Source organism: Kouleothrix sp. 19917, assembly GCF_057073505.1.
This window is the reverse complement of record NZ_CP097099.1, coordinates 7,196,998-7,209,344: the sequence shown is the minus strand read 5'-3', so window position 1 is coordinate 7,209,344 and position 12,347 is coordinate 7,196,998. Positions and strand designations below refer to the sequence as shown.

Genomic DNA, 12,347 nt, shown 5'->3' with positions numbered 1-12,347 from the left:
GGTATCTGTCAATATGCTCCGAAGCTACACTTTGAGCTATTTTACGGTTGTTGGAATAGGGATTGGCAGAGAGCCTTTACTATCATTTCTATCGCGAACACTGATACTATTCGGCCATTTTTCTTTGATGGTCTAACTCCGCTTGGAGATATTTGACCAGCGGATGCGCCTTACTCTGTTCGATCAACTCACAAAAGGCGACCATACGCCTGGTATGCGTATCTGCAAGGAGTGTCGCTGTACCCGAAAGATCATCAGCCTCACGCCGGTTGAGTTCTTTGAACCATTCCTGCCCGTGTGCTAGCTCCCAGATCTCTAGGCGACGATGACAGGCTGCCAGATGCGTGGCAATAGAGGGACGCTGTAGCCGATCATTTGGTGAGAGCGCTTCCCAGGCAACTATCCCTAGAAGCAACGCAATCACCGGCTCGCGATCACGCCGACGTTCCGCTTCCCGTTGTAGGAATGCTATCTGATTTTCCTTTATCTCAGCCTGTGGTACGTTATTCCAGATACTCAGCACAAGCGCCACACGACCCTCATCGTCCAGATCGTCCCAGATGTGCAGACAACAGTCGCGCACTGTTCGGTCGAACTCGCGTTGATCTCCTTGATTAAGATAACGTCGTGCATCGAGGAGGGGTGTGTATGCAGTTATACCAGCGTCTACCGCAGCTATTCCGCCGCCGTGCATGAGCCATACCTTTGGATCGAGTCGTTGGAGATCGCGAAAAACAGCCGTTTTTAGCCGCGATTGGACGCCAGTTAGTTCTGGATGCTGACGCATGGTTGTTATCAGCTCAGCCAGGGTCACATCGGCTCGATTGAGTGTCCGCCATGTCTCAACCTCTGCCAGAATCATGCCCAAATCGTACCCATGACCAGAGTCGTACCCATTCCACAGCGTCATCAGATTTGGTATATCACCCATCCGACCCGTTCGACGCAAGTAATCCAGAGCTTCGCGTAATGCTGGACGCAGGACATGGGCTATGCCAGCGGTAGACACTGCTTCAAGTACCGTGCGTAGCCATCCATCGTCATTGAGACTCTCTTCAAAGGAAAGCTGCTCGACGACGAGCTGACGCAATTCGGAAGTCGGTCGATCATCCTGGGGGGTATCAACAATGCGTCGCACTAGATCCTCGATACCTACGATCCCCTGACTAGCTTGTGCAGTCGCAATTGTATGCAACCACGCTGAGAGGTCGCCGATCAGCGCCGTTACCTCGCGATTGAAGTGTCGCGCCGTTACAACGTCCGTCTTCATCAGTCGCTGTGTAGCCTTTTGCCACGTAATGAATGGGTCTTGCTGGAGTGAAACAGCCAATTTGTCCGGTACAAAGCGCCAGGATCCCTGGCCGTCCGTAACAAAGCACTCTTTGCCTTGAAGCATCTGCTGAACTGAACTATCAGCGACCATTCGTTCGGCCATAACCATGGCCTTTAGATCATCATGATGTATCCATGTTCGCTGATCCGCCATAAACAGATCACAGAGCGTTTCCAGGATAGATTTCTTTCCTGCCGCTTCCATATACAGCGCGATCTGATCTTCATGGCGTTTCTCTGCGCGGTAGATCGTATCCACCGTTTCACAGTTGACCTTCACAGACTCGATATGTTCGTATATCAGTTGACCGTGTTCATTTAATGCGATGCGTACCTCTCGCACCTCATGCGGCTGGTGGTTATAGAACAGTCGATACTCGTCACGGTGCAGTTGTTCGATATAGACAATGCCGCCGCCGGGAATCTCCTGACTGGCAAAATAGGCCTTCATCTCTTTAGCATACGCAATCGGTTGTCGGCGCTTCCAATCAATCCAGAGCGTAAAGTTTTCTCCTTCGCTTGTACGACAGTAGACCCGCTCCGGCTGACCAGGAAAGAGTTGCTGTGCGCGAGCGTTTAGGCGCAGGAAGCCTTGTGTTGCTTCAGGAAATGTGAGGATGAAACGGGCAATTGTCTGTTCTCGTGGTTCTGCCGGATTGATACCTATACGGCGATGTTGATGTGTAGCCTCAGGCTTTTGGGGCGTTATCGGCGGCTGGGGATGCTCTTCTTGCCAACGCTGGGCACGGTCGAGCAAGCCATCTACATCGGTCGAGATTGTAGGGCTATTCATCTCAGTCCGTCCCTCAAAGGCAGGACGAGGTCCTGTCGCGACTGAGGGATGCTGCGGAACGGGCTTCTCAGCTACTTTCCCATCCGCTGGCTGTGCTGCTTGCGGTTTAGAGGCTGGCTTGTGGCCATTCTGACCATTGGTTGCTGCTTGCGGCTTGGTAGCTAGTTTGTGTCCATTCTGACCATTTGTTATTGGATCTGGTGGTTTTGCAATTGGATGCTTACTGGATAGTGGCTCGACATCGGCTTGCCCTGGTGGTCGGTGCGTAGAGGACGCTTTCTGGGTGTTTTGTGTGCTGAAACTATCCTGCGAGGAGTGCTGGGCAGCGACTGGCTCTGGGAACAGATCTGAATCCTCAGGCGCTGTCGAAACCTCCTCCGCTTGTTCTGCGAAACTCTCCTCTTCTGCTTGCGCACCGATGGTCCAAAACTGTTCGAGATCATCAGAGATGAGTTCCACTTCAACGTGCTGTGGCAACTGATGGATCTGGTTATAGTCCATTTCCTGCTCAGCACGCGATGGGTCAAGCAAAATTTCGCGCAGCATTGCTGGTTGGAGAGTAGGAATAGCAAGCAATTGATGGAGTATGAGCGCAAGTTCCGACGCACGCGCGCGACCATCTAGGCCGCTTCGCATATAGACTTCCTGCTGATGCGCATCGAAAAACATGTTTTCGTCGCGCGCGTCACTGGTGAAGGTTATGCCATCCAGCTCAACCAGATACGTGACGGTCAGAACGGGGAGCTCATATACGTGCAGTGCTTTGATCGTATTCCATAATGCCTGTTCGCGTTGTTGAATGCTACGGCTATCCAGGAAATGATAGAGCAGCCGCTGCAACGAGCGGCCGAGGCCAGCAAATGAGCTGGAAATACTAGCAGGTTGCCGTAGATTACCAGTTTCAGCCATCTTGTAATGAACAAGGCGATCGAGGAGCCGTACTCCAATCCGGTTAAGCAGCACTATGCCATCTGGATTGCATCGGGCAACTGGTAGATTGGGTAATGCTTCGACATAGCGATCGGCAGGTGTTAGAACAACCTGGTCTGGACGGCGCAGATGCATCTCACCAAGGCCATTACGAGCTTGAACAGCAGGGCAGCTTAGAACAGAAGCCACCGTTTTTAGAGGCTCAAGCAGATAATCCTCTGCCTCATCAAGACAATCATAGGCATTCAGCAGGATGGCTTGTTCTTCATCTGGTACAGCAGCATTACCGATCTTCTCGCTAATCTCACGCACAATGTTACGATAGTCAGTAGGGTTGGGCGGTTCATGCGCTCCTAATTTGCGTAGAAGTTCAGGATAAGCAGGATCGACAATATAGCCTCGATAGCTTCCAAACTGTCTACGGTAATTCTGAAAAAAGATATGCTCTGCTTTCCAATAACGATCACCTATCCAAATGATCGGCTTGCCCTTCAGTTTCGATAGCGCGTTCGAACCCGCAGGAAAGTGGTCAAGGTGGTCGTTAAGGTATTTGTAAATTTGTACATGCGCAGGTTCCCCGCGTTGGCTTAAAATCAGAAGCTCTTCTACAACTTTAGGCGCATGCGGCATTTCCCCGTTGTCATTGCGGTCTGCTGAAGGGAACCCAAGCGCATCACCGATAGATTTCTGAGGTCGACGAGCTTCGCGGAATCCCAGTACAGGCGCAACATGGCCTATAAGATTTTTCTCCTGGCTTGGGAAGAGCTCTGTAGGCCGATACAGGCGTTCATTATTACCATCCGCAGGAAGCCAGGCAAGTTCGCGCAGATGTCTTCCCAACCCTGCACGCTGATAAACAGCTTCCCAATGTCGCTCCAAGTAACGAAAGATTTTCTCAATTGATTGTCGGGAGACATCGACTGGCTCGCGCATGAGCGCATTGATGCACGTGAGGACGGTATTGGGAGGAGGACATGTTCCCAAACCCAGAATAGAAACCATCACTCCATACCAAGGCCATTTTCCTGCTGGGTCACTCGGCACATCCCGGCCGAAATAACGCGGGATTTCCGGTGTACGCACACTATTGCCGAAGATCTGTGCGATCTCTTCAGACGGATAGCAGAGCGAGTCGGCGCGACTAAGTTGCCCATCATCAGCGATGATCAGCGGAGTAGCTCGTACGCGCTCAAGCAGCCTCGGTTCTCGCCTGAGTAGCTCGATGTGTGTCTCAAGATACTTCAACGCACTTTTCTGCTCGTTCCACGTAAGTTGCGCAAACTGCGGCAGCAGATAGTGTTCAATCAGGCTGGTGGTGTCGAGCGGTTTGATACCGACAGCCTCGAATAATGTCCCCAAAGCGTCGCGATTCTCAACAGCAAGCACTCGCCCAACTTTGATTCCCTGTGGCCAATCCGCCGTCACTGGCGGCGTCATGACTTCGGCACCCTCGCTGCCACGTGCAACTCGCAGCCAGCCATCCTGACATAGCCAGATCGCTATACGATGACGTAGGGCATGGATGTTCGCACTCGTAAGCTGTTGGCGTTGGTCACGCAGGTAGCGATAGATGCGTAACAGCTTATCGCGCGTGTTTAGACAGTCGTGCACCTGCGCTAGTGCATTCTCAGTGCGACCGAACCGTTCCAGACGCTCAATAATTGAATCGAGATTCAGCAGGCGTACACCAAGATCCAAGTAAAGCTGCCGGTAACGAAGGTTCTCATGCGTTGATCTGGCCACTAACTGTAGTTCCGAGTCGTCAGCAAAAATATCGTACACGACGGGATCGTTCCCCGGCATTGCGATACTGCCGGGCTGCCGCAACCAATCATCGCGACTAAGACAAATCGGAACCCCTGCAACCTGGTCACGCTGGACACGCTCGTTGGCGCTCTTGACATCAAGAATCGCACGATACAGACGGTAGAGTTTCTGGTTAGTGTTAAGCCAAGCAGGTGCTTGGCGTAGTGGTATTTCTTGTGGAATCTGGAAGCGCAGTGCAGTCCAGATGTCACTGAGTGTGAGCGAAGGGATCTGCTGTAACAAATAGGCATAGCTATCATCGCCTGCCCAGAAATGCAGACCGCTCTCAGCTAACGTTTCGCGCACCTCGTTGTTTGGTGCATGACGACATTGATTGGCTGGACGAAGCTGCTGTTGGTGATCAAAAAAGATAGGTGCTTGGGCTATCTGCTCGCCAAAGCTGCGCGCATAACGCTCTTCAAGGTGAGAATAGATTCGGCTAAGTTGTTCAGGTGTTTGGAAATAGGCTGGGCCTTGGTGAAGCGGTGTTCCCACACGGATATCTTGCTGCCAACGTTGTATCAGATTGGAGAGCCCAAACGTACGCACATCAAGCCGTTCCATGAGCGGTGCGAGAATCTGCTCGCGTTCCAGCTCCATAATCGGCAAATCCATGCCTTCGAGGAGTGGGCGAAGATCTGATTCGACTCGGAACACGTCTGCTGCTTTGCGCCATCCCTGCCGGGTTGCGAAGAGTGCGAGATCGCGTGCCGCACGAAGGCAGGCTTCGACAATAGGTGTAGCTAGTGCCGTACTAGCCGTAATTGGGAGGCGCCGATAGAACTGTTCAGGATGTTCTCGAAAGCGCTCAAGCAGGTATGGAATTGCTCGTACAAAACAATCGCCAATGGCCTCCAGTACGGCTTTATGCCAGAGCTGGTGATGGTAGCGATCGTTGTCGATATTTTTGCGATCGGTCGAGGGATAGAAATCGCCGTTGATCTGAAATGGCAGACCAGTGCGTATCTCCGTCGGTAAATAGTTGTAGAGCCTTCCAGCGAGTACCCCGGCAATTTCCTGTTCTGTGATATCGCTATCAGGTATAACGACCTGAACAACCTGATCTTTCTCCGGTCGCCCATCCGGTGTTCTCATGGGTTCACGTTCGGTTTTTCCCGTGAAACGCAGCCATGATTGGGTTCGCTTTGCACCTGTGGAAGAGCTCAGGGTCATGTGCAAATGCTCTGGGCCTCCCGGTGATTTCGCTGATGAGATCTTTCGGCTCACCTCGGCTATCAGTTGCTGACAATCAAAGATAGCAATCCGATTCACCCGACGCAAAAACAGCAGCAGCCGTTGTGTCTCGTCCGGAAGCTCATTCAAGATATGCTCAACCCAATCCTCAGTGACTGGTGGCATGCCCAATGCGATACTGACAGGTGTAACGTCACGCCGGTATGGCAACTCAAATTCGGTGAAGTCGATCACCGTACTTGGCTGCTCTTCCAGATCTTGCGTTTCGAGGAAGAACTTAATTTCGCGTCCGCTTGATCGCACGATGGGAGTATCAGTGAGCTGATAGACCGATGTGAAACCAACACCGAACGCGCCGATGGTGCTGCGTGTTTCAAGTTGCTTTCCGCCCCGTGCAATCTCTTCAAGATTGTCAAAGTCCTCGTCGCGAAAATAGGTACTGTTGCGAACGATCAGCCGATCTGGCATGAAGTGAAATTCGATCCAGCGTTCCTCATCACCAGGCGCATCATCAGCATTCTGTGTCAGTTCTCGGATGATGGTGATACCACCGGAATATCCCGCCAAGAGGGTTTTGAGCACCCCAGGAATATTCATACGGATCTGTCGTCGTACAGGTTGGTTCGTTGCTATCACCATTGTTCAGCTCCACTGAATATGCTCGCCGCTCTGAAGCTGCGTGCGACCCCGTTCTGTCAGAACAAGATAATAATAGGTGCCGTTTGAGCCAACCGCTGCGCTGCGTTGCTCGACGAAGCCATGATCAAATAATCGCTGGAGGCGTTGTTCGAGATCTGATGCGGAACGTCGTAGTGTACGGCATACACCCCAGTACGGACAGGAGCGCAGTTCGTCACGACGGTGACGACTGGCAGGGCCAGGCTCGACACCGCGCATCAGCGCATACTCATCACTTCGGAGGATACGCAGAAGCGAAAGGCGACTATAGGGCGAGCGACCTTCGCGAGCACGCCGTTCGTTCCAATCGACAATGCCCATCCAGGTGGTATCGAGATTGATGACTTCGCTCACATCCGGCACATCGCGCTCTGTTATCCCACTCCATGGATAGCGCTGATGCGGGTCACAGCGATCACACCGCCCACAGGGCGCGCCAAGCGGTTCGCCAAAATAGACGCGCAGCGCCTGCCAGCGACAGCCGCGCTGCCGTACGAAGGCACGCATCTGCCGTAGCTTAGCTTCCTGAGCATCGGGCGTTTCGTGTCCAACCGCCGGAAGTGGTGTGGTTGCATCAACGAGGCGCCGCACCTGATAACCACGCTCCCAAGGCCGATAGAGACAGCCACCAGCGATGCTGAATCTCATGAGGATTTGCTCAAGTACTTCGATTTCGCATCCAACCATCGAGGCGGTATCCTTGAGATCGATGGCTATGCGTGACCAGCCAGCCTCTGGCAGCAGCGTACGCAGATGGCCTATCAAATCATGGTCATTCTGATCTACCAGAGACAACACCTCATCCCAACTACCAAGCAGGGTTAGGGTGCCGCGCAGCGTCACATCGTGCCTACGCTGAATCATGCCTGCACGCTCAAGCAGGTAGAGCGCCCGCCGCAACTCCAGTTCATCAATATCAAAGGCCTCGCAGGTCACAATCGGGTCGAGCACATAGAATGCCGGTTGTGCGCAGATTTCGCGCCACAGGCGAGCAAGTAACTCACCGTCAGGGCGACTCTTCTCAATGAAGTAACGCTGGATCTGCTCGTCGCTCTTGTGGTAGAGCAAGATGCCGTAGGCAGGTTCTCCATCTCGTCCGGCCCGCCCCACCTCCTGAAAATAGGACTCCAGATCACCCGGCATGTGGTAATGCACCACATACCGAACATTTGCCTTATCGACCCCCATTCCAAAGGCTTTGGTACAGACCACGATCGAGAGCAACCCATCCATGAACTGTTCACTAATATTGGCACGCTCCTGTACAGGCATTTTGCCGTGATAGGCACGCGCAAGAAACCCAGCAACATTCAGTAATCGCGCCAAATGCTCTGCCTCAGCGGTCGTAGCGGTGTAGATAAGCATGAGCTCATCGCGTTGGGTAGCGGTCTGCACCAACATCATCAAACGCCGGATTTTATCCGTCTTGCTAGTGACCGGGTGGTAAGGCGACTCCCGATCCAGCACAACTAGCTGTAGCTCTGGACGGTCAATCGATGTTCTGACAATCGTGGGTTCGTGCAGCGCCAGGCTTTGCGTAATCTCTTGCGCGATGATCGGTGTGGCAGTCGCAGTGAATGCAGCCACGGGAGGACGCCGTTCCAGATCGGCATATATCTGCGGGATAACCAGAAAGTCAGGACGAAAACTCGGCCCCCACAGGGCAACGCAGTGCGCTTCATCCACAACAATCTGCCGAACCGTCGTCTCAAGCAGGAGGTTACGCAGTACTGGGTCGCGCAGGCGCTCTGGTGCGATATAGAGGAGGCGAATTCTTCCAGATCTGACCCTTCCCATAATCTCTTCACGTTCACTTGCGCTTTGCCCACTTACTAGTGCGGCTGCGATCTCGATGCCATTTTCATGCAGTTTGTCGATCTGATCGCGCATGAGCGCAATCAGCGGGGAGCAAACGATAGTGAGACCACGACGTAACAGGGCTGGTAGCTGAAAGCAGAGTGATTTACCTGCGCCTGTCGGTAGAATGGCGAGCACATCTGAGCCTGTCAGCATAGACCTGATAGCGGCTTCCTGGGTAGCCGAGCGAAAGTCGTTGTGCTTGAATAAGGCCTTGAGTGCTTCGAGAATACGTGGTCGATAAGCCTCATATTCCTCTGGTGGAAGTGGGTCGGGAATAGCCAGCCGTTCAACCAGAGCCTCAAGGTCAGTGGAGAGAATATTGGGAAGCTCGGCCAGCAGTGCTTCCTTGGAAGCGCGATCAATAAGACCAGGAAGGCGTTGATCGATCAGCTCATAGAAGGCGCGCCGCGACCGTTCCGCAACTTGATCACGTGGCTGATATCCTGGTAGGGAACCAAGCATCTGAGGCAGATAGCTCTTCCGTGCAACCCTGCGATCATAAATAATGACCGCACCGCGATCATCCTCACGGCGCAATAACCGGCCGAAGCCTTGCTTGAACTGGATAACCATGAGCGGGAAGAGATAATCCTCGAACTCATGGCCGCTCTGCTCGTGGACAGCTTTGCGGCGGGCAGTATGCACCGGGTCTGTGAGTGCTGGGTAGGGAAGCTTTTCCATCACGACAAATGAAAGCGCTTCTCCAGGAATATCGATCCCTTCCCAAAAGGCCTTAAGTCCGAACAGCACTGCGCCGCCATGCGATTTGAATTCATCAATCAAACGCTGTCGGTTCGCGCCGGAGAGCTGCGCAAGAAGCGGGATGCCATGCGGTTCAAGCAAAGCTTCGCTGCGCGTGTTGACATTCTCTAACCGTTCGCGCGAGGTGAAGAGCGCCAACGCGCGCCCGTCCGTGTACTGGAACAATAGTCCGAATTCTTGAGCAAGCTCTTCAACAAAGCTCTTGATTGTTTCCTGGGCTGGCGTGTAGGTGAGATAACTAGGAATACCCAAGAAGACGTTCGTGGCATAGGGAAGTACTGGCGGCAGTGTATGCGCGCCATCATCCCCCAAGATTTCGCGCAAACCGAGACGCTCAACAAAGAAGCTAAAATCGGCCTTTCCGGTTGTGAGCGTGGCTGATGTAAGAATGACCGACCGATACGGTCTATACCGTTCAGCCAGCAGGGGAGCAACCCTAATCGGTGCTGCATGAAATCCCCATGTGCCGCGTACTGTTTGTACATCATGCTCGACAGTGAGCCAGGATACAAGATTGGTCTTCTGTGCCTGGAGAATGGCTTGGAGAAGTGCGCGCTGCTCGATGAGTGACGAACGAACAGCATCAATCGTCCGTATTTCGACCACATAGTTCGTTGCGAGTTGAGCAGCGATATGTTGTAGGCTATCGATTAATGGCGTCAGGTACACATCCCAGATCTGATCGAGTGCCTGTTGAACAACCCTCCAGCGCGTAGGATAGACTCGTGCTGGTGCGCCGACGAACTGAAGTTGCGCTCCCTTCTTTGGGTCGAGGCGCTCATCACAGGTTTTTACAAAAGCTGCCAATGTGCCACGAAGATCCTCAATTAAGCGAAGTACTTGCCCAATCTTCTGCCTGACCGCATGAATATCACGGCGGAGCGTCTCATCTATCTTACTTTTCAACACGCGGTTGAGTACGCCACGCTGCGTTCCAGGAACTGCCAAGCGCAAGAGCTGAGCGCGGATAGTGATCTCGCTCACCTCCTGCTCGAATGCGCTCGTAGCCATGTCTTCGAGGTTATGCGCCTCGTCGATCACAATCGAATCGAAGGCTGGCATCGCGGTCGGCTCGTGCAGCCAGAGCGATTGATTGATAAGGAGCACATCAGCCTGAGCCGCACGGCGATAGGCTGCAAAGAGGCCACAGTCATCATAGAATGGGCATTGGCGTTCCGTGCAAGTGGCTCGATCGACGGCGACTTCACGCACGATGTCCGCTGTGACAGGAATGGTGCTACGCAACCAGTACGGCAGTTCATCCAGTGTCATCGCCGGATTGGCAGCAATCCGGCCTGCAATGCTTGCAAGCACGTAGCGCCGATCTACCTCTGTTTCGGGTTCTATCTCTTCAATCGCGTCCTGCAAATTTCGCAGGCAGAGGTAGCTCGCACTGCCTTTCAGCACTTGAGCGCGAAATCCGATAAAGCTCTGGAGTCGCGCTACTTCTGCACGAAGCTGGTCTTGCAGGTTTTTAAAGGCGGTTGCGATCGCAATACGGCGACCAGCATGCAGCGCATGCCAGACAGCAGGCATCAGATAGGCGATAGTTTTTCCGGTACCAGTTGGAGCTTCTATCAGCAAGGAGCGGTCGTTGGTCAATGCACCATCAATAAGCTCAACCATCCTACGTTGAGCTGCACGCGGGACCAGGTGTTGCTCAGCAGCGAAGCGATCCAGGAGCGCAAGCGCATTATCGTCCTGAAGAGGAGTACTGAGTGGTTGGATGTCACGGCTCTGCTCTGTCACTAGCGCAGCAAGCAGTTGATCGCTTGCGTCAGCATTGCTCAGGCCAATTCCTGGTAGGAGAAATGCATACAATGCCTGGACTGCAAGCGGCAGTCTCTGGAGTCGATCACAAAGCGAGGCGTACACTGCCTGAAGCAGCAGTACATCGGTAATAGCATTATGGAGGCTGTCGGCGCTGGGTTGATAACCTGGCGGAATACCCGCAATGCCACGGGTGGAAAGCAAGGCTATATCAATGCCTACTGTTTCCGTAATGGAACTGAGCTTGTATATCGTTGCCTCTGGCATCACCAGAAGCGCCAGTTCCATCGTGTCAATAGCCAGGTTTGAGAGTGATGGATTCTGTTGCCTGAGAAAGCCTATATCGAAGCGGGCATTATGGATAACCAGCGCATCATCACCAAGAAAAGCCTGTAGCTCTGGCCAGATAGCGTTAATCGGAGGAGCTGCTACGATCTGAGCAACGATTTCGTCTGTGAGATGGATTGCTCTTCGCAGTGATGGGGTCAGACGTGCGGGATCGCAGTACACATACCAATTCCGAAACATAACGGGCTGCCGATCCCGCACCCGCATTACGGCAATCTGGATAATACTATCGACTGCCAGGTTTGTTCCGCTCGTCTCGATATCCAGCACAACATAGTTGCTGTGAGCAGCAGGAAGATTCTGGAGGTAGAGCGTGGTTGAAGGTTGCGGGCTATCGACTGTTGGGGCGGCGAGATGATCGCGCATTGTGTACCGATCATCAGACAAGACAGTGAAAAGCGCTCGATCCTCCAGAATAGATCGCAGCACGTCCGTCGCGATAGAACCATTACCTTGCCGCCGTAGTTGGGCGTGGATTTCTATAAGTGAGAGTGGCTCACCATGGCGTTCCAAAAGGAGCTTCTGAATACGTTGGCTGAGCGGCGACGCTCCATACGATTGGTTCATGCTACAAGCTCCGTGCTGCTATAGACGCTTTTATTCCGCAGCACTAGCGATATGTCCCGCAAAGTGACGAACCGCTACCATGCCAGTTTGTCTCTCTACGATACCGTTAAAGAACAGGCCAAAGTCACGTTCGTCTACGGTCTTCGGTCGCGCAATTGGCGAAGCCTAACGACATCATCAGGACAATATGTAGTTTTGTTTTGGTAGAAGCGAAATCACAGACCGGGCTAGAGTTGTGGAGATACAGTCGGAAGAGCATCTGTAGTGGCCGTATTATGGTCGGCAACAAAGCCGGAAAAGAAGTGGC

General features: G+C 53.0%; 2 protein-coding genes. Both read right to left on the bottom strand.

Annotation, left to right across the window (positions count from 1 at the left end; translation table 11 throughout):
- Window positions 1–106 precede the first annotated feature (106 nt).
- Window positions 107–6,694: a sacsin N-terminal ATP-binding-like domain-containing protein gene (locus M1P90_RS29065; protein WP_483699196.1), complete on the bottom strand. Its 6,588-nt coding sequence runs from the start codon at window positions 6,692–6,694 to the stop codon at window positions 107–109.
- A 3-nt stretch (window positions 6,695–6,697) separates the two neighbouring features.
- Entirely contained in the window at window positions 6,698–12,040 is a 5,343-nt protein-coding gene (locus tag M1P90_RS29060) for a RecQ family ATP-dependent DNA helicase (RefSeq protein ID WP_483699195.1), read from the bottom strand.
- Window positions 12,041–12,347 lie beyond the last annotated feature (307 nt).

Excerpts from the sequence above, each read along its gene's own strand:
- M1P90_RS29065 (WP_483699196.1), bottom strand. The coding sequence starts at position 6,694 with ATGGTGATAGCAACGAACCAACCTGTACGACGACAGATCCGTATGAAT.
- M1P90_RS29060 (WP_483699195.1), bottom strand. The coding sequence starts at position 12,040 with ATGAACCAATCGTATGGAGCGTCGCCGCTCAGCCAACGTATTCAGAAG.